Origin of the sequence: Shewanella sp. MEBiC00475, assembly GCF_005234075.1 — a bacterium.
Lineage (GTDB): Bacteria > Pseudomonadota > Gammaproteobacteria > Enterobacterales > Shewanellaceae > Shewanella > Shewanella polaris.
The window spans coordinates 701,107-728,066 of record NZ_CP039928.1 but is presented as its reverse complement, the minus strand read 5'-3'; the positions used below and the strand labels follow the sequence as shown (position 1 = coordinate 728,066).

The following is a 26,960-nucleotide window of genomic DNA, read 5'->3' as shown; positions in this document are numbered from 1 at the left end:
TAAAAATGTTGTTGAGTGTTCTTAAATAAATGCTAAAAATGTATATTCCAACAAGCTTGGCTGAGCATGACTGTATATACGGTCATGCGACGGCATGATTATCATTGCCTAATTGTTAAGTGAATACTGTCGATGATAAACAATTCATACATTGCAGCGATTGAGTTCTTATTGAAAGCGAAAAATAGGGATTAAACAGACATAAAAAAAGGCAATCAAATGATTGCCTATCGATCGACTTAGCGATCAAGGGGACCGCGCTAGAAGTCCCAGGGAGATGATGAGCAAAAGTGAATATCACTGTTACTAAGTTTGAGTACCTGATGGTATAAAAGTTCAATATAAACGTATTATTTTTATTAAAATATCGATGTTAATTTTAAAATGGATATTTATCATTAACTTAGGTTTTGATGTTTTTTATGATATTTTTATGACTTGAGCATTTCCAATAAATGAACATTTTGCTGTGCAAGATATTTATCTGTTAGGTGCCACTTATCTATGACTAGTTGGCAAAGATAAGGTGATTAACATAATATCAATCACCTAAAGCAAGCTCACATTTATTGCCGGGATTTGATTATGGGTAAACGTGACGGTTATCCAAGTAGCTTTTCAATGATAGCGTTAAGCTCTTCAGGCTTAGTTGTTGGTGCATAACGTTCAATTACGTTACCTTGCTTATCGACTAAAAATTTAGTGAAATTCCATTTAATTGACTCGCTACCTAAAAGGCCTTTGGCGGATTTTTTAAGAAAGTGATACAAGGGATGGGTATTAGTACCATTCACTTCAATTTTGCTAAAGAGTGGGAAGGTCACACCAAAGTTAAGTTCGCAGAACTGGCTGATCTCTTCTTCACTGCCTTGTTCTTGCTTGCCGAACTGATTACATGGGAAGCCTAAAATAACTAAACCACGGTCTTTATATTGCAGATATAAGGCTTCTAGTGCTTTATATTGAGGCGTGAAACCACACTTACTTGCCGTGTTTACGATAAGCAAAACCTTATCTTTAAAGTGCTCCATGACAACGTCATTGCCTTTAATGTCTTTTACGATTATTGGGTAAATAGCTGCGGTCATGTGAAGCTCCTTATATATGAAAGTTGACATCCTCCCCACCTCAAAATCCCCAAAAGGATTTTGCCGCTACGCGGAATGGAAGGGGATTCCTACGGCGCTAAGCAGTTTTCAGCTTAGTCGCTTCGATGGGTTCCTGCTTCACAGAGCGGCCTAAAGCTGCCGTTTCTCCACAGGCTAACAAGCGCTGCCCGCGCTCTAATATATTGATAGCGCCGACAACATCGGCGTTATTTTCGTAGTTACAATCTACACACAAAAATTGCGCTTGGGTTTTGCGATTATCCTTTGATACATGGCCACAGCAAGGGCAAGTTTGGCTGGTGTATTGCGCAGGCACCGCGAGCAAAACGCCGCCATTCCAAGCGGTTTTGTATTCCAGTTGTCGCCTAAACTCACCCCAGCCTTGGTCGAGAATGGCGCGGTTTAAGCCCGATTTTTGCGCTACTTTCTTGCCATGCTTTTCCGCCGTACCTTTTGATGATTTCGACATATTCTTAATCTGCAAGTCTTCTACACATACCAGCGCGTGGTTTTTGCTGAGGGTATGTGTGTGCTTATGCAGAAAATCCTTACGAACATTGCCGATATCGACGTGTATTTGTGTGACCTTGGCCTTGGCCTTTTTCCAATTGGCACTGAACTTCACTTTCTTGCTCATGCGCCGCTGATATTTAGCCAGCCGCTGCATCTGCGTTTTGAAGCTGTTTTTCGGCTCAATATAGCTACCGTCATTCATTGCCGCAAAACGCGCAATGCCCACATCAATACCTATGGCGCTTGTAGCCACTGGCACAATCTCAACATCGCGCCGTGTTTGAATCGACACAAACCACTTGCCACCTGATTGACTTACCGTGGCGTTACGCACTTCGCCCAATACATCTCTGCTTTTACGGTATTTTAGCCACCCCAGCTTGGGCAGGAAAATACGGTCATTGGCTTGGTCTAATTTGATTTGCTTGGGTTCTGGATAGCGAAAACTATCGCCACTGCCTTTCTTTTTGAAACGCGGAAAATCCGTGCGCTTTTCAAAAAATCCCTTGAAGGCTTTTTCTAAATCCTTGAGCGCATGTTGCAGCGCTTGCGAGGGGGAATTCTTAATCCAGTCGAAGCCCGCTTCGCGCTTCCACTTCGGCAGATCCGCCGCCATTGGCACATAGCCTATGAACTTATTTCCCGTTTCGTGGTTATCTTTCTGCAACGCCAACGCCTTGTTATAGACGAACCGACACGTACCTGCAAAGCGACGCATATTGCGCACTTGCTCGCCGTTGGGCTGTAGCTCGAATTTGAAGGCTTGTAGTCGTTCCATAGCCAAAGTATAGTTTGGCCTATGCAAACAAACAACGATATTCGACACGGTAGACATTGTGTATTCAATATGCACGTTCACTTGGTCTTTGTGACTAAGTATCGGCGCGAAGTATTCACCAAGGAAATACTCGATGAGCTTAAACCCATCTTTGCAGCTGTATGCGCGGATTTTGGGGCTGAATTGATTGAATTCGATGGCGAAGACGACCACGTTCACTTACTCGTTAATTACCCACCGAAAATAGCGGTATCGGCACTCGTGAATAGTCTAAAGGGCGTTTCCAGCCGCATGATTCGCAAGAAAAAATATCCGTCCATCACGAAAAAATTGTGGGGCGGCGCACTGTGGTCTCCCAGCTATTTTGCGGGCAGTTGCGGTGGCGCACCTATCGACGTGATTCGCCGATACATTGAGCAGCAACAAACGCCGCACTAAAGTCAAAACCGTGCCAGCTACGCTGCCAGTGCCTTACATCCCCGACCTGAAGGACGGGGTTTTACGACGCGTCTGATAAACTATAAAGTAAAAATTATTAGCTAGCAATTTAGTTGTGCGCTATTTAATTTATCTGTTTGCTTATAAATACTAATTTCAATATAGTTTGCGCATAATTTACTATCAAGAATTAAGGACGGGCTAATGAGTGAATTGAAGAACGAACTTAGTTCTGAAGATGAAGTCGATACTAGTTCGCAACCCCAAGCCGATGTTAGCCAAGTGGTGCATCTGTTAACGGAAGCTGAAGGTGATGAGCAGGCAGAAGTGTTCAGTGATATTTTAACTGAAGCTGAACCTGGCACCATTGCGTTATTATTAGAATCATTACCGCTTGATGAACGTTATGATCGCTGGCAGCAAGTCAATGTTGCAGAACGTGTTGATGTTCTAAACTTAATGCGTGCCGATCCTCGTTTAGGCATTGTTAAGAAAATGCCCGATGAGGAATTGGACTTACTTTTTTCGCAATTAAGTCCAGAAGATCTTATTGAATGGAGTGATTCGTTACCTGACGATATAACCGATCGTGCACTTGCACAGATGGGGGAACGTCAACGTAAACACTTCGAGCTGTATGACCAATATTCTGAAAATGAAATTGGTCGTTATGCTGATCACCAGATGTTGGCATTAAGTCTTACGTCCACAGTCGCTCAAGGGCAACGTTTTTTTCGTCGAATAGATTTAGATTGTAATGATCATATTTTTTTAGTGGATAACGTTGATAAATATTTAGGTACGGTGCGTCGTTATGACGTTTTTAAAACGGCCGATCTTGATACTCAGTTACAAACATTAATTTGGGAAGATAATCGTGTTATCTCTGCTGATTCATCACTCATAGAAGCGGCTGAAGCTATTGAGCATAGTAGTGAGCTTGAGTTACCCGTTGTTGATGAAGAAGGTATTTTGATTGGGCGAATGACACTGCGAACGGCTACAGCCCTAGTGCGTGAACATTACGAAGCTCAATTAATGGCTACCGCAGGTATGGATGAACACGACGATTTATTCGCACCTATTGTAGTGGGTGCAAAGCGTCGTGCTGTGTGGCTTGGGATTAACTTACTGACTGCATTTTTAGCGTCTGCTACCATCGGATTATTTGAAAATGTGTTGTCGCAAGTGGTTGCATTAGCGGTATTGATGCCTATCGTTGCTTCAATGGGCGGTATTGCGGGCAGCCAGTCGTTAACGCTAATGATCCGCGGTATGGCAATGGGTCAGATTTCTGCTGGTAACGTGATGTCGTTGATGAAAAACGAACTCGGAATTGGTGCGCTTAATGGCCTGTTGTGGTCGATTGTTATTGGTATTATCGCCGGTTGGTGGTTTAACGATACGATAATGGGTGTGGTTATTGCCTGCGCTATTTTAATTAATATGGCTGTTGCTGCCATTGCGGGAGTAATGGTGCCAATGATCCTACAGCGTTTTAAGCAAGATGCGGCTTTATCAGGATCAGTTATTCTGACAACAGTGACAGATGTGGTTGGTTTTTTTACTTTTTTAGGGCTGGCAACGATATTGTATCTTTAAGAAGACTGCACTTTGTCGGTAAAAATTGATTAAGTCAGTATGAGGTGGGATATCGACATCAACAGTTATCAGTTATTTAAGGGTCAATGTTATTCATTAAATGGTCTTGAGTTTATCAAGGCTATTTTTCAATAAAAAAGCAAGCTGCAGGCAACTTGCTTTTTAAACTTGATGAGAAAATCCTGTTAAATTATTTCCACTTAGCAGGCGCTAACTCCATTCCAACATTATCGTCAAAGTAACGTCGCTTAGTATCTCGACGGCGTTGTTTTACTTTTTTCGATTTTGGTTTTCCCTTGATGCTATCGCCCCATGGCGTATCATCTTCATCAAATTCAAATGAGTGTGACATTTTCAACATTCCAGATAGCTGTACCGCTGTTGGTACTAGTTCTTTTTACCTAAAGTTAATAATAAGCTAAAGCGAAATATTTCATCATTGATGGTAAAAATTATTGCATGTGGAAATGATACCGCTAAGAGAATGCTATCTTTGATAACGAACAAGCCATCTTTAGTCATTATGATGTCATCTAAGCATGGTTGTGATTGAATATTAAGTCGTAGTCGAGATATCAAAAAATTGTTTTATTTCATCAATTCTATCCATCGCATCTTGATAACCCAAATCCATCAAGGTAGTGGTATAGCTTTTTTCGAATAATAAATACGATACGATACTCGAGTCTGATTGGCGATTAACTCCAATGAACTTTAATAATGTCTTTATCGCAAAAGGCATGTCTTCATAATAACGTGCTGCTATGCGGCTTAAATCTTGACTAGGCTTAATCACTAACGTTTCAATATGACGTAAATTTAACGCCTCTCGCTCTTGAAGTGAAATTTTTGATACTGTGTTGTTAACTCGTTGCAAGCGCTCTAAATCACTGTTTAAGGTATCCGAGAATATTGTATCTAATAAGTGCCCGGCTATTGTTGCTGTTTTAGGGTGATATTCAAACTCGATTGGGAAATGTTTATGAGGGCTGTCTAAATTAATCACAAATATTTTATTCGCACCAAGATGAATAGGGCTTGATAATGGTGATAACTGATGTACAGACCCATCGCCATAATAGGCTTGATTAAGTTTAATTGATGGAAATACCATTGGAATAGCAGAGCTTGCCAATAAATGTTCGGTATTTAATAAGCTACGAATACCAATTCGTCTCGCGCGCTGCCAATCGTCAATATGTTCATTACCCTGATAAAAGCTGTACGATCGTGAGTTGTTATAGCAGGAGGCGTCGATACTGATTGCTTTGAGGGCATTATTGCTGATATTACGGTCAATTCTTTTAAAATCAATTAGATTGTTCAGCAATTCACGTAATGGTTGATTATCGAGTAAGCTGCTTGCATCAGTGCTCACCTTGTCACCTTGTAAGCCTTTAATGGCCATTCGACCCAAGTGTCTTAATACTTGGGGGATGGAAGCTCGATATACTTTATCTGTTTCAAAATGACGCCAGACCCAATCGAGTTTTTTTATCGCTAGATGAAAACAAGATGCATGGGTTGCCAGTGACGTTGCGTTAATCGCGCCTGCGGATGTCCCGCAAATAATATCGAATGGGACATTGTGATTGCGTGGATAACATTGCACTAGGGCTTTCAATACGCCTATTTGATACGCTGCTCTAGCGCCACCACCACCTAACACCAATGCTATTGATACTGACAATCTTGATCCTTTATACTTTTAATATTTTGAATGCTAGTATGAGTTGTTTTTACGTCATACACCAGTTACCAATAAGTCGACTATGTTGTTTTTCATTTGTACGAGTTCAGACTTTCGTTTTGTCGTTGTTCTAGTTGTCGTGGATATTAAGCTCTTAATAGTCACTGCTGTTGATAAACATAAGCATCAATTATCTTCTAACAGAAATAAAAAAACGCACCGTAAAGTGCGTTCTTAAAATACCATCTCGTTAACTATTAACTATTAGCCTTTGGCTGCATTCGTTAAAAATGCCACGATTTCATCAAATGGAATATCTTGCTTCTCACCGGTGCGGCGGTTTTTATATTCAAATACTCCCGCATCGATATTTCGGTCGCCTATAACGACCACATGAGGCAAACCAATTAATTCCATGTCTGCAAACATTACGCCTGGACGTTCTTTACGATCATCCATTAAGACTTCAACACCTGCATTGGTTAAGTCTTGGTAAAGTTTTTCGGCAATGTCAGCAACGCGATGCGATTTATGCATATTCATTGGTAAAATACCCACAGTGAAAGGAGCAATCGACTCTGGCCAAATAATACCGCGGTCATCGTTATTTTGCTCAATGGCTGCAGCCACAATACGGCTGACACCGACACCATAACACCCCATCAATAGTACTTGTGCTTTACCATTTTCGTCCAACACAGTGGCATTCATTGATGTGGAGTAGCTTGTACCTAGTTGGAAAATATGACCAACTTCAATACCTCGCGCCATTGCATAAGTACCAAGACCGTCTGGTGTTGGCTCTCCTTCAACGACATTACGAATATCCGCGGCAGTAGCTAACGGTAAATCACGTTCCCAGTTGATGCCGAAATAGTGTTTATCATCAGTATTTGCACCAGCAGCAAAATCGCTCATCACAGTGACGCTATGATCAACAATAATTGGCATGGCCAATCCAACAGGTCCTATAGAACCAGGACCTGCACCCACGGCATCTCGAATTTCAGCTTCTGATGCAAATTCAAATGGTGATGCCACTAATTCAAGTTTGTCAGATTTGATTTCGTTAAGTTCGTGATCGCCACGAATCACTAATGCGACTAATGGTGCTTCTTCTGTTGCACCCTTAACAATTAGCGTTTTAACCGTTTGGGCGATGTCTAGGTCAAATTGTTCAACTAATTCTGCAATCGTTTTTGCGTTAGGGGTATCCACTAACGTCATTGCTTGCGTTGCCTGTGCACGTGTTTGGCTTGGCATTGGTGATTCAGCTTTTTCAATGTTAGCTGCATAGTCGCTACCGGTTGAGTAAGCGATCAAATCTTCACCACTGCTAGCCAGCACATGGAATTCATGCGACAAACTACCGCCAATAGAGCCTGTATCTGCTAGCACAGGGCGGAATGATAAGCCCATTCGCGTCAGAATATTACTGTATGCGGTGTGCATTGCGTGGTAAGTGCTGTCCATGGTTTCTTGATCTAAATGGAAAGAATAGGCATCTTTCATCAAGAATTCGCGTGCACGCATTACGCCAAAACGAGGGCGTACTTCATCACGAAATTTGGTCTGTACTTGGTAAAGTGTAATTGGCAGTTGTTTGTATGAACTTAATTCTTTACGGACTAAATCCGTGATGACTTCTTCATGGGTTGGTCCCAATACAAAGTCTCGATTATTACGGTCTTGGAAACGCAGTAATTCAGGGCCAAACTTATCCCAGCGGCCTGTTTCAACCCATAGATCAGCTGGTTGCACTAACGGCATTAATATTTCGATAGCACCCGTTTTATTCATTTCTTCACGAACAATGGCTTCAACTTTACGTAATACACGTAAACCTGACGGTAACCAGCTGTAAAGACCTGACGCATTACGGCGGATCATGCCCGCGCGTAACATTAACTGATGGCTAATCACCTCTGCGTTTGCAGGAGTTTCTTTTTGTGTTGAAAGCAGGTACTTACTAACTCGCATTACCAATGTCCAAAATAGTTGCTATTAATGAGCGCCATTTTAGCACCTGCATTAATGATGTCACCTGCTAATTCAATTCAACAGTAGGCTTTGTGATGCTTAAATGGCAAGTTTGATATTGCAGACGAGAAATAAACTGGTTTTTATCAATTTATCTAATCTGTCGAGAAAACCCCGTGATCCGAGCGTAGCGAAAGTCGCGGGGATGAATCGATAAACTAACCTCGCTCTTGAATATATTGACGGTTCATATCAACGGAAGTGCTGCACAATGAGATGCTTGCACTGTGAATTAGTTTGGTATTCCACTTGACAACATCAGGTCGTACAGTAGTCTATACAGTATATGAAAAAGACGCTCAGATACAATTTTAGGATAAAACCAACGCCAGAGCAGGAAGCCAAACTTATTGAGTTTGGCTCGTATGCTCGTGGGTTGTGGAACTTATTATTGTCAGAAAATCTGCGTCGTTATAGGTACGACAAAACGTTTTTGTTCTATCCAGAAATGGCAAATTAATTAAAGAGTTAAAGGTATTCGAAGAGTTCTCTTGGTTAAAATCTTTTGATTCTGCGGCTGCACAGCAAGTGGCAAGAGATCTGGATATGGCTTTGAAAAACTCTTTTTCTAAGAGTCGGTTGCAAAAATTCCCGACGTTTAAAGTCAGTTTCAAACAGAAAAAACTGCACAATGACAGCTTTAGGTGTGTGAATAACTCGAACTGTATCCGCATCGAAAATGGGGCGGTCAGCATTCCGAAAATTGGCAAAGTACCGATTGTTTTACACCGTAAATTAGTCAGTGAAATCAAGACTGTTACTGTCCAACTATCACATGGTAAATGGAATGTATCGCTTACCCAAGAGGTTGAATGCAAGACCGCGAAGCGGATCTTGTCATCAATAGTAGGCTACGACATTAACAGTCAGCATACGGTTGTAGGTTCGAACGGTTGGTACGTTAAAAACCCAAAAGCACTTAAACGTTCATCAACAAAGCTAAAGCAAATTCAAGTCCAGTTGAGCCGAAGGAAAAAAGGCTCTCGTCGCTGGTATAAAACAAAATCACGCTTAAATACACTTCACGGAAAAATCTCACGCCAACGCCTAGCGTTCGCTCACGAAGTATCATGTTCGATAGCCAAGACCAGTGATATCATAGTGTTTGAGGATTTAAACGTGAAAGGTATGCAGCAATTTAACGGCCATATGGTGAACGATAATGTGATGGGTATGATCACTTCGCTGACTCAATACAAAGTTGAATTGAATGGCGGTATTTACCATGAAATAGGTCGTTATGTGAAATCGTCAGGCATTTGTTATGAATGTAAACACACGCACAAGTTTGGCCTTCGCGTGCGAGAATTTGCCTGCAAAAGCTGCGGTTTAGTCCAGTGCAGAGATTTAGCGGCAGCTAAGTCTATCGAGAACACAGGCGAAAATGATTTAATGGCGGCTGGGATAGTCGCCAGGGTAATCCCCAAATCTCAGAAGAAATCATCTACTAAAACGAAAGTCTTTGAACTATCAAAGTTTGGTGTGGGAACTGATAAAAAAGAAGCAGCTTAGCCGTTAAAAGCTAGATTGCAGAAGCCCCGTGATCAGAGCGAAGCGAAGTCGCGGGGTAATTCACGTATTTCTTATTTCATATGTCAATATTAATAGAGGTTACTTATCTCGTCTATCGCCAATGATTCGCGCAGGATTACCGGCAATGATGGCGTAGGCTGGAACATCTTTGGTCACAATGCAGCCCATGCCAACGACAACACTATCTCCAATGGTCACACCGTCAACAATACCCGCTTGAGCGCCAATCCATACATCTTGGCCAATCACTACCCCTTTGGATGTTGCAGGTTGTTTATAGATAGGTGTGTCGACTGACATTCCATGGTTAAAGGCATAAACAGTGACGTTGTTAGCAATACGAGTTTGACTACCAATTTTGATACCTTTACGGCCACCATCTAAACTACAACCATGATTAATGGCCACTTCATTACCTAGTGTAATAGGGCCATGCATAAACACATCGGCGGCAATCATGCATTGGTTACCAATAGAGATATCACGACCCGGTTCAGCAAACAGTTGTGCTTGTGGGGCAATAAAACATTGCTCACCAATATGAATAGTTTCTAGTTGGCAAAGTTGCTGTTGAATTTCATCTTGCCAAGGTTTAGCCCAAAGGAGATGTTTGGGTCTAAGCGAAAAGTATAACCATGGCATCCATGATAAGCGTTTTTTGTGTTGAGCTTGATAATCAATGTCCGGCATAAGCTTAATCCTTTAATAATGTCACTTTAGTCGGTTTAAGTTCTAATACTTCAATGCCTTGCTCCATGACATGCCAAAAAATATCTAAATCATACAGCGCCACTTGATAGAGTTTGGGATCATCTTTGGCTTTTTTGTAGGCTGGGCGAGGGTCTTGGGATAATACACCATTAATTAATTCGGCTAAGCCTTGGTATTGTTGTTGATTGGTATATTGGCTAATTTGAGTTGCTGCAACAGGGGTATAAGTTACTGGAATAAGCACGGGAGCATCTTGGGCAATTCCACTTTTAGCATCAGTTATCGCATCGGAGAATGGAATATAGGGTTTAATATCGATAATCGGTGTGCCGTCTAATAAATCCATACCAGATATCATTAAACACACTTTCCCTTTACGTTGAACAACACCATGGAGTTTGACCACAGATTGACCAATTCCATTGGGTCTAAATGTCGAACGTGTAGCAAACACTCCTAATTTCTCATTACCGCCAAGACGGGGAGGGCGTACTGTGGTTTTCCAGCCTTGCGCTAGATTTTCATGAAAACAAAACAATAACCATAGGTGAGAGTATTGTTCTATTCCTCTTACTGCATCAAGGTGATTAAAAGCGGGCTCAAACTCAATGTAACCAATAGCATTAACTAATCCGGGCTGACGCGGAATACCAAACTTTTGTTTATAAGGTGTTCTGCATATTGCGACAGCATTTAATTGACTGCTAAACGGAACGCTAGATTTATTATTCATGAGATCTGTTTGACTGTGTTGATCGTTGCTTTGTGTCATGCGATACCTGAATTAAGCAAACAAAGGGAGTTATAAATCAAATATAGAAAATGTTGATGAGTGTTATATAAGCACTCATCATTTATGGGCAGTCAATATATTATATTGAGTTGTTATTTTTCTGTAGGGGTTTTAATGGCTTGGCCTACACAAAGTGCACGACTATAACAACTATTGTCCGCTTCAGTAATCATAAAACAGCTTTTAACCACAAAACCATTAGCACCGATGTCTGCCGCTGCTCTTCTGGCATTTGAACGTGCAATTGCCATTTGTGGCGGAGCATCTCTAAGGGTTTCCTGGCAGGCTTCGCCTTCAACCAAACCTAATACCTCAAACTTTCCTCTAGGTTGATTAGCTCCCTCATATAACGTTACATCACCGACTTTAAAGTAATCATTGATCGCTTTTTTGTCTAAATTACTGTTGAACGCATAATCACTTGCGCATGCACTTAATAATAGTGTTATAGAAGAGGCAATAAATGCATATTTAAGGGGGGAAGTCATAACCGTCACCTTCAATTAATAAGAGTGGTTCAATAAGATGTAGTTTACCTTGTCTCATGGTGATGATAAAGCAATCTAATGTCATAAAAAAAAGAGCTTACCGTAAGTAAGCCCTTTTTAATCTAAAAAAGTAATCGTGTTGTTAATCGCTGGTTAGAATAATTATTCCATGCCAGGAATTAAAAATTCAGTCATATTTTTTCCGCTATCAACTTGTTGTTTGAATACGGTTGGCATGCGACCTTGACCTGTCCATTGAATTAATTCGCCATCAACAGTGATTTGATATTTTGCTGGACGTGGCGCACGCTTTTTAGTTGCTGTTTTAACTGAAGACGTGACTTCACCTAAATCTTCAATAGATAAACCGCTGTTTTCAATTTGAGCAAGAATTTCTGCAATCCGAGCATTACGTTCAGCATTCGCTTCAAGTTCTAATTTTTCTTCTTCTTCACGTTCGGTAATAATTTTTTCTAATTTGGCAGCTGTTTCACGTAAATCCTCAAGAGATAATTCTTTTATTGCAGCTTTAAAACGACGGCCATGGGTTAATATGTCTAAAAAGTCACTCATGTTGTAAATTCCCTAAATGATTTATTAATAAATGTAAAAGCGATAATAGAAAAAATTATCAATCTTTCTGGTTAATTTAAGTATTGATGTTGTTTTTTATAGTCTTATTATTAATACAAGTAAATTTAACGTTCTAATAATTACCCATAAAATTTAATAAGGAATGAATATGGATACAATAATAGAAACTATTGGGTTTTGAATCAAATTAAATTACCTTATTATGAAATAAAATTTATATAAATGTATAAATTAAGCAAATAATTAACGAGGTTTTGTTCTGTTTGATTGCCGTTATCACAACAAAACATGTAAACAAGCGTTTGACTTTTGTTGACGTTAACGTTAGCAGGACGTAGAGTAAACACATATTGCATTGGCTGAAGTCAATGTGTTGTCCACGTTCATTGAAGTTGTAGGAAGGAAACCCTATGAAAGTATTGGTGCCTGTTAAACGTGTAGTCGATGCCAATGTGAAAGTCAGGGTAAAAGCTGATAACACAAGTGTAGAGACTACTAACCTTAAAATGGCGTTAAATCCATTTTGTGAAATTGCGGTAGAAGAAGCTGTGCGCTTGAAAGAAGCTGGCATTGCCACCGAAGTTGTCGTAGTGAGTGTGGGCGCAAAAGTAGTGCAGGAACAATTACGAACGGCTATGGCTCTGGGGGCCGATAGAGCAATTCATATTGAAACTGATGAAGATCTAGTACCATTGTCAATTGCTAAACTGTTAAAAGCCGTGCAAGAAAAAGAACAAGCGCAATTAATATTATTCGGTAAGCAATCGATTGACGGTGACAACAACCAAACTGGACAAATGTTAGCGGCATTAACTGATATGCCCCAAGCGACATTTGCATCAGAGGTCAAAGTTGATGGTGATACTGTCACGGTGACTCGTGAGATAGATGGCGGATTACAAACTTTAAAAATGCCTTTACCGGCGATTGTTACGGTCGACCTTCGCTTAAACGAGCCTCGTTATGCATCATTGCCTAATATTATGAAGGCCAAGCGTAAACCGCTAGAAACGCTGACGATTTCTGATTTAGGTGTTAGCTTAAAAGCACATCAAACTGTACTTAAGGTCACTCCTCCTGTTGATCGTAAAGCGGGTATTATGGTGTCTTCTGTAGAAGAGTTGGTTGAGAAGTTAAAAAATGAAGCGAAGGTGATCTAACATGGCCATTTTAGTATTAGCAGAACATGATAATGTTAGTTTAAAAACCGATACGGCCAAAGTGGTCAGCGCGGCAACCGCAATTGGTGGTGATATCCATGTGTTAGTTGCTGGTGTTGATTGTAGCGCTGCAGTAAGTGCAGCACAAAGTTTGGCCGGTGTGAGTAAAGTGTTAGTTGCTGATGCTGCTCAATATGGTGCTCAACTAGCTGAAAATGTATCAAAATTAGTTGTAGAGATTGCGGGCGACTATGAGCATATTCTAGCGGCAGCAACCAGTATTGGTAAAGATACGTTACCGCGTGTGGCAGCATTATTAGATGTGTCACAACTTTCTGAAGTGATTGAAGTTGTCAGTAGTGACACTTTTGTTCGCCCTATTTATGCGGGTAATGCTTTAGCAACCGTGCAAAGTTTAGATGATAAAAAAGTCATGACAGTGCGTTCAAGTGCATTTGATGCCGTCGCATCAACAGGCAGTGCTGAAGTGGTTAATCTTAGTCAAGCTATTGAGGCGCGTACTGAGTTTATCTCTCAATCGTTAACAGAATCAGCGCGTCCTGAACTCGGTAATGCTGGCATTATTGTGTCTGGTGGTCGTGGTATGGGTAGCGGTGAAAACTTTGCTATTTTGGAACAACTTGCCGATAAAATGGGCGCGGCTGTGGGTGCTTCTCGTGCTGCGGTTGATGCTGGCTTTGTTCCAAACGACTTACAAGTGGGTCAAACGGGTAAAATCGTCGCGCCAGATTTGTATATCGCAGTGGGTATTTCTGGTGCAATCCAGCATCTTGCTGGTATGAAAGACTCTAAGGTGATTGTTGCTATTAACAAAGACCCTGAAGCCCCTATTTTTCAAGTGGCGGATTATGGTTTGGTTGCCGACTTATTTGAAGCAGTACCAGCATTGAACAATCTAATTTAATCTGACGTTAAGTCGTTAGATGGGAGCGTTGATTAAGTTAGTGTTTTCAGCCGACTTTGAAGGGCGATTAAACGTCCGTTGTTCTATTCAAAAGGTTTCTACTCATAAAGTAGAAACCTTTTTTATTGGGCTAGTGTTAGATTAGTTTTGAATTAGTATTAGTTTTTATGTTGAGTTTTAAAAATGTCAGTTCAAAAATCAATAGTTTGATGCAGTTGCTGTTTTTGTGCCCATTACGCTAGTGTGCATTTGACTTAAAAACGTTAGACTAATGCTATGCAATTGTGGTTTTTGTTGGCAATATTGTTATTTGTACTGCGATTTAGTGTTTTTTTCTGGCATAGAATAAGTCGTTTATGATTGTATGTTCGCGCTGTTTGTAATGCATTTTAAATGCAAATGGCCAAAGTAGAGGTGCATTGCGTAAAAGTCGTATTGAATTGGGTGATGCCAATAATTCAGTATTAAAGGATGCAATGCCGAAACAAATGAGTCTATCAAACACATTTGTTGGTGCAGTACTCGAAAGGGGCTGCACTGTCATAGAGTTTTTATCTATATGATAAAAGAATGATATTCATATTAAGTGGGTATTACTGTGGAGCGCTACTAGTTAAGTTAATGCATACTCTTTCGGCGTATGTTTAGCCTTATTTCTAGTTTTCTCTATTCGTATCCAACGAAGAAATAATTAAATTATGATAATAAGTTATGCCGATTCGGCACTTTCCGTTTTGCCACCACTTGTGGCTATTTTACTCGCCATTTTAACCCGTAAGGTGCTACTTTCGCTAGGGTTAGGCATTTTTATTGGTGCTTTGTTACTGAGCGACTTTTCAGTTATTGCTACCAGTGAATATATATTACACACAGCAGGTCAACTCGTTTGGAAAGACGGTGGATTGAACAATTGGAATGTGTATATTTTAGGTTTTTTGGTTGTACTAGGCATGATAACCGCGTTAATTACCGTGAGTGGTTCTGCTCGGGCATTCGCTGATTGGGCTAAACAACATATACGCAGTAAACGTGATGCCAAGCTGATGACCATGTTTTTGGGTTGTGTGGTATTTATTGATGATTATTTTAATAGTTTAGTGGTAGGTTCTATTTCTCGGCCTATTACTGATCGTTATCATATCTCGCGGGCCAAATTAGCTTATATTCTCGATTCTACTGCTGCACCTATATGTGTTATTTCACCAGTGTCTAGCTGGGGGGCATATATCATCGCGTTAATTGGCGGTATTTTAACGGCGCATGGATTTACTGACTCTGGTTATTTAAGTGTTTTTATGCAAATGATCCCAATGAACTTTTATGCGGTGTTTTCGTTGTTGTTACTGCTATTTGTCGCGGCATTTGGCTTAGATGTTGGCCCTATGCGTCAACATGAATTAAATGCATTACGCGGTAATTTGTTCGATGAATCAAAAGGGCAACCACCAGGCGCGGTATCCGATTTACCCGAAGCGGATACTGGTAAGGTGATGGGCTTATTTTTGCCTATCGCCATATTAGTGTTTGCCACAATATATTTTATGGTTTCAAGCGGTGCTGATGCATTAGTAGCTAAAGATTTACCCTTTAATGTGTTGGGTGCATTTGAAAATACTGATGTAAGTTCATCTTTATTTTTTGGATCGATTATTGGTCTCATTGCCACGGTGATTTTAGGCATTCAACAAAAAGTTGAGTTGCCTATGTTGCTATCTGGGATGCTGGTTGGTGCGCGTTCTATGTTGCCAGCAATATATATTTTACTGTTTGCTTGGACTATTGCTAGCGTAATAGGTGAGTTAGAAACAGGCAAGTACATGGCCAGTTTAGCCACCGATAATATTCCGTTTGCCATGCTGCCTGCCGTGTTGTTTTTATTAGCGGGTATTACGGCATTTTCAACCGGAACTAGTTGGGGTACCTTTGGGATTATGTTACCTATTGCCGCAGATATGGCCATGGGCAGTGACAGTACTATGATGTTACCTATGTTAGCTGCTGTGTTATCTGGTGCGGTATTTGGCGATCATTGCTCGCCTATCTCTGATACCACTATTTTGTCGTCAACAGGGGCGAGTTGTCACCATATTGACCATGTAGTAACGCAGTTACCTTATGCACTGATTGCAGCATTGATAAGTTTCGTGGGATATATCGTACTTGGTTTTACGGGTTCCTTAATCGCCGGATTGCTTTGCTGTTCGGTAATGTTTGCTATTAGTATTGTTGTACTGCACTTTGTTGCTAAAAAGTAATGCTTGATCATTATTTCGTGCACGCAAATTAATCTGCTAATGTAAATTAATAAACAGATTACTACCGCATAAAAATGCCGTATTCATAACGAATATGGCATTTTTGTTTGTTGTTGCGATGTTAATAAAGGTAAAATGAGCGACATTATCTGACTAACTATTGGGACGCTTCATTTTGGCGCAACTGTATTTTTATTATTCGGCAATGAACGCCGGTAAATCAACATCATTACTGCAGTCTTCTTATAATTATCGCGAACGTGGTATGCACACCTTAGTGATGACGGCATCGATAGACAATCGTTATGGTGTCGGCAAAGTGTCATCACGTATTGGCATTGAAACCGATGCGCAGGTATTCGGTAGCACTGATAATTTAATTGAGCTAATTTCGACGGCCAATAATGAGCAAAAAATTCATTGCGTATTGATTGATGAAAGTCAGTTTTTAAGTAAAGAGCAAGTCAGGCAGATAACGCATGTAGTCGATAATATGGATATTCCAGTGTTATGTTATGGTTTACGTAATGACTTTCAAGGTGAGTTGTTTACTGGCAGCCATTATTTATTAGCGTGGGCTGATAAGTTAGTCGAATTGAAAACTATTTGTCATTGTGGCCGCAAAGCTAACATGGTTGTCCGTCTTGATCATGACGGTAAGCCTATGAGTGAAGGTGAGCAAGTTGCCATTGGTGGTAATGAAAGTTATGAGTCGGTTTGTCGAAAGCATTTTCGTGAGTTTTTGTGGGATTAAGTTAACTCTAACATGACTGAATAAAAAAGCCGCTTCAAGTCAATTGAGGCGGCTTTTAATTATCATATTAACGATTAAAAGTCAGCTTCGGAAAACTCAACAATATCAGCACTGCTAGACTCAATTTGCTTGCGTAAACTACGGGTTTGGCTACCCCAATAAGTCATAAAGAACTTAGCAGTATTAAGTTTTGCTTGGTAAAATTGACTTTCTTCAGTGCCCATTTCTAATGCCGCTATTGATGTTGCTGCAATTCGAGTCCACATCCAAGCTAATGCTGTAATACCAAATAATTGCATATAGGCCATGGATGCAGCGCCAATGATGTCTGGATTTTTACTGGCTGATTGCACAATAAATCCGGTGGCTTTTTCGAGATCGCCAGCCGCATCTATTAACCCTGCAAGATAAGGCTTCATATCTTCATTAGTTGAGTGTTGCTCAATCAACTCTCTAACCATGCCTGACCATATTTTTAATGCGGCGCCTTTATCAGAAAGCAGTTTACGACCGACTAAATCAAGTGCTTGCACTCCATTTGTACCTTCGTAAATCATTGCAATACGGCTATCTCTCACAAACTGTTCCATACCCCACTCAGTAATATAACCATGACCACCGTACACTTGTTGTGCATCCACACAGGCTTTAAAACCTTGGTCGGTGACAAAGCCTTTAACGATAGGCGTAAATAGCGCTGCTAGTGCAGAGGCTTGTTTTGCTTGAGCAGGGGCTGTGTGACGTTCTGCTTGGTCAAGCCATAACGCTTGCTGGCCCATTAATGCACGCGTACCTTCGTTAAATGACTTTTGCGATAACAGCATACGACGAATATCACCATGGACTAATAATGAGTCTGCGGCTTGTTCAGGTTGTTTAATACCACTTAATGCACGGCCTTGAATACGTTCTTTGGCATAGACGAGGGCATTTTGATAAGCAATATCTGATACGCCTAAACCTTGAAGACCGACCCCTAAACGTGCTTGGTTCATCATGGTGAACATGGCTTTTAAGCCTTGATGCGCTGCACCTACTAATTCACCTATTGCGCTGTCAAAATGCATCACACAAGTCGAGTTTCCGTGGATGCCCATTTTATGCTCTAAACTTGTCGCACTTAGGGTGTTAGTTTTGCCTAAGCTACCGTCATCATTCACTAAAAATTTAGGTACGGCAAATAACGAAATCCCTTTAACGCCTGCTGGCGCATCTGGTAAGCGAGCTAATACTAAATGAACGATATTTTCGGCTAGGTCGTGATCGCCAGATGAGATAAATATTTTCTCCCCACTAATAGTAAATAAGCCATCAACTGCAGGAATGGCTTTAGTGCGCAGCAAGGCTAAATCTGTACCAGCATGCGACTCTGTTAAGTTCATGGTCCCGGTCCACTCGCCACTGACCAATTTGGCTAAATACTTTTGTTTTAATGCATCGCTACCGTGAACATGAATAGCTGAATACGCACCATGGGTTAATCCTGGATACATAGCAAATGCCATGTTGGTAGCCGATTTCATTTCAGTGGCAAAGGTGCCAATGACTTCAGGCAGGCCTTGGCCTCCAAACTCAGGATCACAGGTTAATGTTGCCCAGCCGTCTTCTACATATTGTTTATAAGCTTGCTTAAAGCCTTTTGGAGTAATGACCTTACCGCCTACCAGTTTACAGCCTTCTCTGTCACCACTAGCATTGAGTGGTAGCATGACCTTGGTGGCGAAGTCGGCAACGCCCTGTAGAATCGCATCGGTGAGATCTTCATCTAATTCATCAAAACCGCGTAAATCAGTTTGTTGATAGACATTGAGCAGTTCAGACAGAATAAATTGATAATCTCGAAGAGGAGCTTGATAAATAGGCATAAGATCATTCCTTGGTTACTGTGTGTTTCAGCTTGGCGTGGGTAGCAAATCTGAAACTGGCTACAGGTCCAATCTGATTAAGTCTGTCTATTTAATCTACGCCAATTTGATTAAAAACTCAGCAAAATTTTACTGACAGGCGGACCTTATTTTGTTGGTATATAAAACCCGATCCACTTGTCGTTTTATCCATGAGTTGGTTAGCGATTGCTTAATATTATCTTTATTATTGGGCAATAATGTTGATGTTAACTGATTAATGAATACATAAAGGTCTTTGTCCGGTCTATATCTGTTGTCTATCAAAAAATACTCATTAAAGGGGTTGGTTATGAAATCGATTTATTCAAGCTTGAGTGCATTTGGCTTATTATTGTTGTCTTTTGTACCATTAGGTATAGCTGATGCCGCCGCGAAAGTGGATGACTCCGTGGCACCTAATTTCGAATTATTCACGGCTGACGGTAAGGCATTCAATTTACATGATTATGCTGGCAAACCGGTGATTTTGCATTTTTGGGCCACATGGTGCCCTTATTGTAAAAAGCTTCAACCCGGTTTAGAGAAACTTCGACTTAACTATCAAGATACTGATTTGAAGATGATTGGTATTAGTTTTAATGAGGACGCTGATGCCAAACCCGGACAAAGTTTACGTGAACGCGGCGTAGAGATGAAGACGCTGGTATTGGGGGATGAGGTTGCTAACTTGTATGGCGTTAGGGGAACGCCAACAACAGTATTCATTGACCGTAGCGGTCATATTGCGTGGGTAACCAATACTGCTAATCCTGATGATCCTAACTTAGATAAAGCGGTGCAGTTTTTGATAAAATAGCTAAAGCAACAATCGGGCTATTTTTGTTCATTGTTCTCATTTGCTAGCGAGAACAGTATCGTGGACATAGATAGCCATTAGATTTTGTTCCTCAGTGCATATTTTAATATCAGCGGTCCAATTAGGGTGGTTAAAGCAATAATCATGACTAATATGGCAAACTCTTTAGCTTCAATGACGCCAAGCTGGCGGCCCATTTCAGCAAACACTAATCCTACCTCGCCCCTTGGCACCATTGCCGAACCGACAATGAACCTTTCTTGCCAGTTTGAGCTGGCCAATAGCCCTACGATAAATTTACTCGCAACAGCGATTACGGTCAGCCAAGCCAGTATTAATAAGCCTGTATAACTCATATCAAGCTGACTTAGATCTAAGCTAATACCGACATAAACGAAAAAGACTGGACTGAGTAGTTGAACTAACGGCTTTGCTGCTTTTTCTAGTTTCAAGGTATAAGCAAAGGGGTTTTTAAGGTATTTATTAAAAGGCGAAGTGAATTGCCGTGACAAGCCCATACCGACAGCAAATCCACCTAAAATTGCTGGGGTACCAAACCAGTGTGCTAACCAAGCAAATAAACAAATAATCGACATCACCACAAAAATGTCATAACCGGGTACGTGCGCTTTAATGTGTAGCCCGCGAGTTAAATAGATAATAACCCTGACCAGTGGCGGACTGAGAATAATGAAGCAAGCTATCATGATAAATAATATTAATATTGAGCTTATATCTAACTCACCAGATGAGGCAAAATTAAACAACACACTCAGTAATATTACACCAACGATATCATCAATGACTGCAGCACCCAGAATAATTTGTCCAGCCGTAGTTTGGGTTTGATTGTTTAATGCTAATACGCACATTGAAATGCTAATGCTGGTGGCCGATAGAGCACAACCAAAAAATAATGCAGTAAAGGGCGGTATAGAAAGCCAATAAAAGCTAGCCAACCCAATAACGATGAATGGCGTTAAAATACCTAACGCCGCGACTTTGACAGCTTTGCTGCCTGAATAAGCCAGTTTTTTGATGGAGGTTTCACAGCCAATATCAAATAACAACAAAATGACACCAAGCTCCGCGATGACAGCTAAAGTGCTATTAGGTGTGACCCAATTTAGTAATGAGGGACCAATTAGAATGCCAGCAATGACTTCGCCCACGACAATTGGAAACCCTATCCTGTCAATTAGTTCACCTAATATTCTACCCGCAACCAGAATGAGAAATAGTGACATAACAAAATTGTCTATTGCCATGGTTCCCCCTTAAGTTGAGCAATATGCAATTGATCTATATTGCTTAAAAAAATTGATTTTGATCAACTTTTTTACTGATTATTAAGCACAAACTTACGCTATTGGCTAATCTAAAGATAGTTACTTGCTCACGTTTTGCTCAGTTATATAACCTCATTTTCGCCATTGGAATTTAAGAGTGATAATTAGGTGGGACCAGCCTGTCGGTTTTATTAAGCTTATCTATAAATGTTTACTTATTGACCTCAATGGTGCTGTTCCTAGGCGCTTGTCGCAGTGAAAAGTCAGCTGATATAAGGAGATTTAAATGAACAAAGTGTTTATTATTGCTCAAATGGAACAAGCGCATACTGATGCCGTTGCTATTGGATTAACATTAACAAAACAGATGAATAAGCGAGCAGAGGTCTTTGCTTACATTTATGCATATTTAGGTGCCGAAGACACTGATCAACCACGACTTGCTGGGCTGGTGCAGAAGACGTTAATGGAGCAACGAGAATATCAACTGTTAGCTCAATTAGACTCCCTTGACGCTAAAGATGTTCCGTTACATCTAATATGGAGTAAGTATCTTTTTGAACATGCTTGCCATCATTCTGCACGACATAGTTTCGATCTTATGATTAAAGCCGTCCATCATGCTGATCATTATCTACCCACAGATTGGCAGTTAATTCGTCATACTAAAATCCCATTATTATTACTTACAAACAATCCACTCAATAAAGGTGGAACCACGCTTATTTCTATTGATTTAGACACTAAAAATTCAACCAAACAACGCCTCAATGACGCTGTTATTGTGCATGGGAAGCAACTAGCAGAGGCTACCGGAACTCAGTTGCATGCTGCTTATGTGCTAAGAATCCCTCAAATTATTCGCGATATGGATTTGCTCGACATTAACGCTTTAGTTAAAAAAGCCTATGCAGATCATAAACAGCAAATTGCAGATATCGGTATAGATTCCGATTGTATGCACATTATATCTGGGGAACCAGATTTGTGTTTGTTTGAGCTGGCATGTCGATTAAATAGTGAATATTTTGTGATTGGTGCAAGGCAACGACAAGGATTGTTAGGTCGCATTATTGGTAATACTGCGGAAGCCATTTTAGGCCGTATGCGCAGTAATGTATTGGTTATTCCCGCAGAGGAATAACCATGTTCATTAATAAGCAGATAATATAAAGCCCAGCGGGGAAACTGGGCTTTATTGATGATGGTGTATTTTACATTAAAAGGTCATTTCAGGCACATGCTCTGGCACCACTAACTTACCAGCGGTTTTTGTGACAATCTCTTCAACAGATACACCTGGTGCGCGTTCTAACAGATGGAATGCGCCATCTTTAATTTCCATAAAGGCCAAATCTGTCATTACACGTTTAATGCAACCATAACCGGTTAATGGCAGTTCACATTTTGATAATAATTTTGAATTACCGTGTTTGTCTGCATGCATCATGGTGACAATGATATTGTCAGCACCTGCGACTAAATCCATTGCGCCGCCCATGCCCTTAATCAGTTTTCCTGGGATCATCCATGAGGCGATAGAGCCGTTAACATCGACTTCAAATGCGCCTAATACGGTTAAGTCTACGTGGCCGCCACGGATCATCGCAAAGCTTTCTGCTGATGAAAAGAATGACGATCCAGCAACTGCGGTGACTGTTTGTTTGCCAGCGTTGATGAGATCGGCGTCTATGGTTTCTTCGGTTGGAAACTCGCCCATGCCGAGTAAACCATTTTCAGATTGCAGCATCACTTGCATACCTTGTGGAATATAGTTAGCCACAAGGGTAGGGATACCAATACCTAAATTAACGTAAAAACCGTCTTGCAATTCTTTTGCTACGCGCTGGGCGAGTTGTTCTCTGGTCAGTGCCATGGTGTTATCTCCCTTATTTCGCAGCTTTGACGGTACGTTGTTCAATACGTTTTTCAAAGCTGGCTTTGATAACGCGATCAACATAGATACCTGGTGTATGAATGTGGTCTGGGTCGAGCTCGCCTGGTTCAACAATTTCTTCAGCCTCAACCACGGTAATTTTACCTGCGGTAGCCATCATTGGATTGAAGTTAGCGGCGGTTTTACGAAACACCAAATTACCCATAGTGTCGGCTTTCCATGCACGAACTAAGGCAAAGTCTGCCGTCAATGATTCTTCTAATACGTAGTGACGACCTTTAATTTCGCGGGTTTCTTTACCGTCAGCAATCGGCGTGCCGTAACCTGTAGCGGTGAAAAATGCTGGAATACCAGCGCCGCCAGCACGAATTTTTTCAGCCAATGTGCCTTGTGGCGTGAGTATTACATTAAGCTCACCAGACAACATTTGTTGTTCAAAGGTGGCATTTTCGCCAACATAAGAGGCAATCATGGTCGAAATTTGATGTTGTTTAAGCAATAAGCCTAAACCAAAATCATCAACACCAGCATTGTTTGAAATGGCGGTTAAGCCTTTTACACCTAATTTAACCATGTGGTTAATTAAGCCTTCAGGGATACCACACAAACCAAACCCGCCGACCATAATGGTCATGTTGTCATTTAGTCCTGCTAGTGCTTCGTCATAGCTGTGGACGACTTTATTGAATCCTGCCATCTTGTTGTCCTTATTGTTATGTTCACAACGGTGAGTATTTTTCTGCTAACCAGTGTGAGTATATGTGATTATGTTCTGATTGCATTTGCCACTTTAGACCCATTAGCGCGCCCCAAAATACGGCTAATATTGTCGCCAGCCAGTGCAAGCTTAGCGAGGTCAATACCGGTATCTATTCCCATGCCATGGAACATATAAACCAGATCTTCAGTGGCGAGATTGCCAGACGCCCCTTTCGCGTATGGACAACCACCGAGACCGGCAACCGATGCATCAAACACGCTGACACCAGTGTCGAGACAAGCCAGAATATTGGCTAACGCTTGGCCGTATGTGTCGTGGAAATGCAAAGCTAACTTATCAACCGGAACCACTTTGGCGACCGCCTCAACCATCTGCAGTGCTTTATTGGGAGTACCAACGCCGATGGTGTCGCCTAATGAGATTTCGTAGCAACCCATCTGGAAAAGGATCTCAGACACTCTAGCGACTTCATTAACATCAATATCGCCTTCGTATGGGCAACCAAGCACACAAGACACGTACCCGCGCACTGCTATATTGTGTTTTTTGGCCGCTTCCATTAACGGAATAAAGCGTTCGATTGACTCATCGATAGAGCAATTAATATTTTTTTGACTGAAACTTTCTGATGCAGCGCCAAAAATAGCCACTTCATCCGCGCCTGCAGTAAGGGCTAGTTCAAACCCTTTTAGGTTAGGTGTTAATGCACTGTAAACCACACCAGCTTGTCGTTTGAGTTGGTGCAATACGGCATCGGAATCAGCCATTTGTGGCACCCACTTAGGTGACACAAAGCTGCCCGCTTCAATGCGCTTAACACCTGCATCGGCAAGTTGTGTTATTAGCGTGAGTTTGTCTGCAGTGGTCACTGGCACTTCATTTTGTAAACCGTCACGCGCACCGACTTCAAAAATGCTGACTTTAGTGGATAACATTTACGCTTCCTCGACGTTTGCTTCAATGGCTAATGGTTCAACATTTAATAGTTGTGCACCGTCACTCACAAGCTCACCGCTTTGGAAATAAAACTCGCTCACCACACCATCAAACGGTGCTTCGATAGTGTATTCCATTTTCATGGCTTCCATTACCAATAAGCCTTGGCCTGCTTTGACTTGCTCGCCCACTTCCACTAAATGGGTCACAACAGTGCCATTCATTGGTGCTTTAAGCTTATCTGCATGGTTAATCACTTCTTCAATGACTTGAGCCAATATGGCTTTAAAGTGATAACTGCCAGAAGGTAGAAATAGCGTAAAGTCATCGCCTTGATGGCTAACAGGGATTTTGCTCTTATGGCCATTAATCTCAGCTAAGAGTAAGTCGGCTTTCAATTCACCCGCTAACGTCAACACTTGGTCGTGTAAACACAATTGATATTGCTCGCCAACGGCGGTCAGTAGCAAGTCATGCTGTTGCACTTCGGCTGATGTGTCAGTTAATAACGACACATGATGCACGCTTGAACTGTTGAGTCTAAAACCGCTCACGAGGCCCCAAGGTGAATACGGATCAGCACTGTTAATGGCCAATGCTTTGGCTGCTTTCTTGCGCGATAAGACTTGAAAAAGTCCTGCTAGTGCTAACGCTGTGTCGGCTTCAATAGCAGCATCACCAATTAAGGTGTCGCCATAACGCTCAATAAAGTCGGTGCAGAAGTCTGCCGCAGCAAAGGCTGGGTGTTCAGCAATATTGGCTAAAAACTCGATGTTATGTTTAAGGCCACTGATTTGGTATGACTCAAGTGCGTGTACTAAACGTTGTAGTGCGCGAGGGCGTGACTCGTCCCACACAATTAATTTGGCGATCATCGGGTCATAAAAGTTACTGATGACATCGTTTTCACGAATACCTGAATCGATACGCACGTGACGATTTTGTTCTGGTTCGCGTAAAAAGTTTAGCTTACCGCTGGCAGGTAAAAATTCGTTTTGCGGATCTTCAGCGTAAATTCGCACTTCAAATGAGTGACCATGGATACGCACTTCATCTTGGCGCAGCGGTAATTCACCACCACTGGCGACAACTAACTGCCATTTTACTAGGTCTTGGCCAGTCACCATTTCGGTAACTGGGTGCTCCACTTGCAAACGGGTGTTCATTTCCATGAAGTAGAAGCTGTTGTCGGTATCCAGTAAAAACTCAACGGTGCCCGCGCCAACATAATCAATGGCTTTGGCGGCTGCAACGGCGGCGTTACCCATTTGTGCTCGTAGTTCGTCAGACAAACCGGGGGCTGGCGCTTCTTCAACCACTTTTTGATGGCGACGTTGAATAGAACAGTCACGATCAGATAAGTAAATAGTGTTCCCTTGAGTGTCGGCAAACACTTGCACTTCAACATGACGTGGTTGACGTAAGTAGCGTTCCATTAACAGTTTGTCATTGCCAAATGACGAGCTGGCTTCACGGCGTGCGGATTTAATAGCTTCAAGAATTTCACCGTCGTTTTCAACGATGCGCATTCCTTTACCACCACCACCGTAGGCTGCTTTAATCAGTAACGGGAAGCCAACTGCTTTGGCTTCGGCTATTAACGTGGCATCCGTTTGGTCGTCGCCATGATAACCCGGCACTAAAGGGACATTGGCTTTTGACATGATATCTTTGGCGGCACTTTTGCTGCCCATAGCATCAATCGCATCGCTACCAGGCCCGACAAAGGCGATACCATTTTGCTCACATTTACGAGCAAACTCGGCATTTTCAGATAAAAAACCATATCCAGGATGAATCGCTTCTGCGCCCGATTTTTTGGCGATGTCGATGATTAAGTCGGCTTTTAGATATGAGTCGGCAGGGGCGCTGCCACCTAAGTAAAACGATTCATCCGCCATGGCCACATGACGTGCATCTTTGTCGGCATCGGAATAAAGGGCGATGGTGCGAACACCCATGGTTTGAGCCGTTTTAATAATACGGCAAGCAATTTCACCACGGTTAGCGATCAGTAATTTGGTAAACATT

At 41.5% G+C, this 26,960-nt stretch carries 25 protein-coding genes and 1 riboswitch; of the genes, 10 read left to right on the top strand and 15 right to left on the bottom strand.

Annotated elements, in window-relative coordinates:
• Positions 1-602: 602 nt before the first annotated feature.
• Positions 603-1,088: a glutathione peroxidase gene (locus FCN25_RS03210; RefSeq protein ID WP_137221896.1), complete on the bottom strand. Its 486-nt coding sequence runs from the start codon at positions 1,086-1,088 to the stop codon at positions 603-605.
• A gap of 97 nt (positions 1,089-1,185) precedes the next feature.
• A complete protein-coding gene (locus tag FCN25_RS03205; RefSeq protein ID WP_137221894.1) occupies positions 1,186-2,400 on the bottom strand; it encodes an RNA-guided endonuclease TnpB family protein in 1,215 nt (404 codons plus the stop codon).
• 21 nt (positions 2,401-2,421) lie between these two features.
• Here FCN25_RS03205 and tnpA point away from each other — a divergent pair, with 21 nt between their 5' ends.
• Entirely contained in the window at positions 2,422-2,838 is a 417-nt protein-coding gene (tnpA, locus tag FCN25_RS03200) for an IS200/IS605 family transposase (RefSeq protein WP_137221893.1), read from the top strand.
• A gap of 204 nt (positions 2,839-3,042) precedes the next feature.
• Complete coding sequence (locus FCN25_RS03195) at positions 3,043-4,440, top strand: magnesium transporter (RefSeq protein WP_137221891.1); 1,398 nt, start codon at positions 3,043-3,045, stop codon at positions 4,438-4,440.
• 190 nt (positions 4,441-4,630) lie between these two features.
• Here the strand turns inward: FCN25_RS03195 and FCN25_RS03190 are convergent, their stop codons facing one another.
• The 3 genes from FCN25_RS03190 to FCN25_RS03180 form a co-directional block, all read right to left on the bottom strand.
• The gene (locus tag FCN25_RS03190) at positions 4,631-4,792 is read right to left on the bottom strand and encodes a small highly charged protein (protein WP_137221889.1); all 162 of its coding nucleotides are present in this window, start codon (positions 4,790-4,792) and stop codon (positions 4,631-4,633) included.
• A 204-nt stretch (positions 4,793-4,996) separates the two neighbouring features.
• On the bottom strand, positions 4,997-6,130 hold the full coding sequence (locus FCN25_RS03185) for a patatin-like phospholipase family protein (RefSeq protein ID WP_137221888.1): 1,134 nt from the start codon (positions 6,128-6,130) through the stop codon (positions 4,997-4,999).
• Positions 6,131-6,394: 264 nt separating this feature from the next.
• Entirely contained in the window at positions 6,395-8,110 is a 1,716-nt protein-coding gene (locus tag FCN25_RS03180; RefSeq protein ID WP_137221886.1) for a proline--tRNA ligase, read from the bottom strand.
• Positions 8,111-8,456: 346 nt separating this feature from the next.
• Between FCN25_RS03180 and FCN25_RS21055 the strand changes: the two genes are divergently transcribed.
• Positions 8,457-8,630 carry a helix-turn-helix domain-containing protein gene (locus FCN25_RS21055; protein ID WP_254693716.1) on the top strand — a complete coding sequence of 58 codons (174 nt, stop codon included), beginning with the start codon at positions 8,457-8,459 and terminating at the stop codon, positions 8,628-8,630.
• Positions 8,630-9,682 carry a transposase gene (locus tag FCN25_RS03175; protein ID WP_254693757.1) on the top strand — a complete coding sequence of 351 codons (1,053 nt, stop codon included), beginning with the start codon at positions 8,630-8,632 and terminating at the stop codon, positions 9,680-9,682. The genes FCN25_RS21055 and FCN25_RS03175 overlap by 1 nt, the downstream gene beginning before the upstream one ends.
• Before the next feature lie 99 nt (positions 9,683-9,781).
• Here FCN25_RS03175 and FCN25_RS03170 read toward each other — a convergent pair whose 3' ends face one another.
• From FCN25_RS03170 to FCN25_RS03155, 4 genes are all read right to left on the bottom strand, one after another.
• Positions 9,782-10,393: a DapH/DapD/GlmU-related protein gene (locus tag FCN25_RS03170; RefSeq protein ID WP_137221885.1), complete on the bottom strand. Its 612-nt coding sequence runs from the start codon at positions 10,391-10,393 to the stop codon at positions 9,782-9,784.
• 4 nt (positions 10,394-10,397) lie between these two features.
• Complete coding sequence (tsaA, locus tag FCN25_RS03165) at positions 10,398-11,186, bottom strand: tRNA (N6-threonylcarbamoyladenosine(37)-N6)-methyltransferase TrmO (protein WP_175405818.1); 789 nt, start codon at positions 11,184-11,186, stop codon at positions 10,398-10,400.
• Between the two features lie 113 nt (positions 11,187-11,299).
• A complete protein-coding gene (gene rcsF / locus FCN25_RS03160; RefSeq protein WP_137221884.1) occupies positions 11,300-11,695 on the bottom strand; it encodes an Rcs stress response system protein RcsF in 396 nt (131 codons plus the stop codon).
• A 162-nt stretch (positions 11,696-11,857) separates the two neighbouring features.
• Positions 11,858-12,268, bottom strand: coding sequence for an H-NS family nucleoid-associated regulatory protein (locus FCN25_RS03155; RefSeq protein ID WP_137221883.1), 411 nt, complete (start codon positions 12,266-12,268; stop codon positions 11,858-11,860).
• 431 nt (positions 12,269-12,699) lie between these two features.
• Between FCN25_RS03155 and FCN25_RS03150 the strand changes: the two genes are divergently transcribed.
• The 4 genes from FCN25_RS03150 (at position 12,700) to FCN25_RS03135 (ending at position 17,383) form a co-directional block, all read left to right on the top strand.
• Positions 12,700-13,449, top strand: a complete 750-nt coding sequence (locus FCN25_RS03150; protein ID WP_137221879.1) for an electron transfer flavoprotein subunit beta/FixA family protein — start codon at positions 12,700-12,702, stop codon at positions 13,447-13,449.
• A gap of 1 nt (position 13,450) precedes the next feature.
• Positions 13,451-14,374 carry an electron transfer flavoprotein subunit alpha/FixB family protein gene (locus FCN25_RS03145; RefSeq protein ID WP_137221877.1) on the top strand — a complete coding sequence of 308 codons (924 nt, stop codon included), beginning with the start codon at positions 13,451-13,453 and terminating at the stop codon, positions 14,372-14,374.
• 401 nt (positions 14,375-14,775) lie between these two features.
• A riboswitch (Lysine riboswitch) is annotated at positions 14,776-14,991 on the top strand.
• Positions 14,992-15,069: 78 nt separating this feature from the next.
• Entirely contained in the window at positions 15,070-16,629 is a 1,560-nt protein-coding gene (locus tag FCN25_RS03140; RefSeq protein WP_137221875.1) for a Na+/H+ antiporter NhaC family protein, read from the top strand.
• A 175-nt stretch (positions 16,630-16,804) separates the two neighbouring features.
• A complete protein-coding gene (locus FCN25_RS03135) occupies positions 16,805-17,383 on the top strand; it encodes a thymidine kinase (protein ID WP_137221873.1) in 579 nt (192 codons plus the stop codon).
• 74 nt (positions 17,384-17,457) lie between these two features.
• On the opposite strand, the gene FCN25_RS03130 is transcribed toward FCN25_RS03135, so the two are convergent.
• Entirely contained in the window at positions 17,458-19,248 is a 1,791-nt protein-coding gene (locus FCN25_RS03130; RefSeq protein ID WP_137221871.1) for an acyl-CoA dehydrogenase C-terminal domain-containing protein, read from the bottom strand.
• A 331-nt stretch (positions 19,249-19,579) separates the two neighbouring features.
• On the opposite strand from FCN25_RS03130, the gene FCN25_RS03125 reads away from it, so the two are divergent.
• On the top strand, positions 19,580-20,086 hold the full coding sequence (locus FCN25_RS03125; protein ID WP_240778448.1) for a peroxiredoxin: 507 nt from the start codon (positions 19,580-19,582) through the stop codon (positions 20,084-20,086).
• A gap of 77 nt (positions 20,087-20,163) precedes the next feature.
• Here FCN25_RS03125 and FCN25_RS03120 read toward each other — a convergent pair whose 3' ends face one another.
• Positions 20,164-21,354 carry a cation:proton antiporter gene (locus FCN25_RS03120; RefSeq protein ID WP_137221869.1) on the bottom strand — a complete coding sequence of 397 codons (1,191 nt, stop codon included), beginning with the start codon at positions 21,352-21,354 and terminating at the stop codon, positions 20,164-20,166.
• A 307-nt stretch (positions 21,355-21,661) separates the two neighbouring features.
• Here FCN25_RS03120 and FCN25_RS03115 point away from each other — a divergent pair, with 307 nt between their 5' ends.
• Positions 21,662-22,519 (top strand): universal stress protein, encoded by an 858-nt coding sequence (locus FCN25_RS03115; protein WP_137221867.1) that lies wholly within the window; start codon positions 21,662-21,664, stop codon positions 22,517-22,519.
• Between the two features lie 75 nt (positions 22,520-22,594).
• On the opposite strand, the gene FCN25_RS03110 is transcribed toward FCN25_RS03115, so the two are convergent.
• From FCN25_RS03110 to FCN25_RS03095, 4 genes are all read right to left on the bottom strand, one after another.
• Entirely contained in the window at positions 22,595-23,251 is a 657-nt protein-coding gene (locus FCN25_RS03110; protein ID WP_137221865.1) for a 3-oxoacid CoA-transferase subunit B, read from the bottom strand.
• Between the two features lie 13 nt (positions 23,252-23,264).
• On the bottom strand, positions 23,265-23,969 hold the full coding sequence (locus tag FCN25_RS03105) for a CoA transferase subunit A (RefSeq protein ID WP_137221863.1): 705 nt from the start codon (positions 23,967-23,969) through the stop codon (positions 23,265-23,267).
• Between the two features lie 68 nt (positions 23,970-24,037).
• Positions 24,038-24,928, bottom strand: coding sequence for a hydroxymethylglutaryl-CoA lyase (locus FCN25_RS03100; protein WP_137221861.1), 891 nt, complete (start codon positions 24,926-24,928; stop codon positions 24,038-24,040).
• The gene (locus FCN25_RS03095; RefSeq protein WP_137221859.1) at positions 24,929-26,959 is read right to left on the bottom strand and encodes an acetyl/propionyl/methylcrotonyl-CoA carboxylase subunit alpha; all 2,031 of its coding nucleotides are present in this window, start codon (positions 26,957-26,959) and stop codon (positions 24,929-24,931) included.
• Between the last annotated feature and the right edge of the window lies 1 nt (position 26,960).

What these genes read in the sequence shown, in the direction of transcription:
- FCN25_RS03210 (WP_137221896.1), bottom strand. Translation starts at nt 1,088, where the DNA reads ATGACCGCAGCTATTTACCCAATAATCGTAAAAGACATTAAAGGCAAT.
- FCN25_RS03205 (WP_137221894.1), bottom strand. Translation starts at nt 2,400, where the DNA reads ATGGAACGACTACAAGCCTTCAAATTCGAGCTACAGCCCAACGGCGAG.
- tnpA (WP_137221893.1), top strand. Translation starts at nt 2,422, where the DNA reads ATGCAAACAAACAACGATATTCGACACGGTAGACATTGTGTATTCAAT.
- FCN25_RS03195 (WP_137221891.1), top strand. Translation starts at nt 3,043, where the DNA reads ATGAGTGAATTGAAGAACGAACTTAGTTCTGAAGATGAAGTCGATACT.
- FCN25_RS03190 (WP_137221889.1), bottom strand. Translation starts at nt 4,792, where the DNA reads ATGTCACACTCATTTGAATTTGATGAAGATGATACGCCATGGGGCGAT.
- FCN25_RS03180 (WP_137221886.1), bottom strand. Translation starts at nt 8,110, where the DNA reads ATGCGAGTTAGTAAGTACCTGCTTTCAACACAAAAAGAAACTCCTGCA.
- FCN25_RS21055 (WP_254693716.1), top strand. Translation starts at nt 8,457, where the DNA reads ATGAAAAAGACGCTCAGATACAATTTTAGGATAAAACCAACGCCAGAG.
- FCN25_RS03170 (WP_137221885.1), bottom strand. Translation starts at nt 10,393, where the DNA reads ATGCCGGACATTGATTATCAAGCTCAACACAAAAAACGCTTATCATGG.
- tsaA (WP_175405818.1), bottom strand. Translation starts at nt 11,186, where the DNA reads ATGACACAAAGCAACGATCAACACAGTCAAACAGATCTCATGAATAAT.
- rcsF (WP_137221884.1), bottom strand. Translation starts at nt 11,695, where the DNA reads ATGACTTCCCCCCTTAAATATGCATTTATTGCCTCTTCTATAACACTA.
- FCN25_RS03155 (WP_137221883.1), bottom strand. Translation starts at nt 12,268, where the DNA reads ATGAGTGACTTTTTAGACATATTAACCCATGGCCGTCGTTTTAAAGCT.
- FCN25_RS03150 (WP_137221879.1), top strand. Translation starts at nt 12,700, where the DNA reads ATGAAAGTATTGGTGCCTGTTAAACGTGTAGTCGATGCCAATGTGAAA.
- FCN25_RS03145 (WP_137221877.1), top strand. Translation starts at nt 13,451, where the DNA reads ATGGCCATTTTAGTATTAGCAGAACATGATAATGTTAGTTTAAAAACC.
- FCN25_RS03130 (WP_137221871.1), bottom strand. Translation starts at nt 19,248, where the DNA reads ATGCCTATTTATCAAGCTCCTCTTCGAGATTATCAATTTATTCTGTCT.
- FCN25_RS03125 (WP_240778448.1), top strand. Translation starts at nt 19,580, where the DNA reads ATGAAATCGATTTATTCAAGCTTGAGTGCATTTGGCTTATTATTGTTG.
- FCN25_RS03120 (WP_137221869.1), bottom strand. Translation starts at nt 21,354, where the DNA reads ATGGCAATAGACAATTTTGTTATGTCACTATTTCTCATTCTGGTTGCG.
- FCN25_RS03115 (WP_137221867.1), top strand. Translation starts at nt 21,662, where the DNA reads ATGAACAAAGTGTTTATTATTGCTCAAATGGAACAAGCGCATACTGAT.
- FCN25_RS03110 (WP_137221865.1), bottom strand. Translation starts at nt 23,251, where the DNA reads ATGGCACTGACCAGAGAACAACTCGCCCAGCGCGTAGCAAAAGAATTG.
- FCN25_RS03105 (WP_137221863.1), bottom strand. Translation starts at nt 23,969, where the DNA reads ATGGCAGGATTCAATAAAGTCGTCCACAGCTATGACGAAGCACTAGCA.
- FCN25_RS03100 (WP_137221861.1), bottom strand. Translation starts at nt 24,928, where the DNA reads ATGTTATCCACTAAAGTCAGCATTTTTGAAGTCGGTGCGCGTGACGGT.
- FCN25_RS03095 (WP_137221859.1), bottom strand. Translation starts at nt 26,959, where the DNA reads ATGTTTACCAAATTACTGATCGCTAACCGTGGTGAAATTGCTTGCCGT.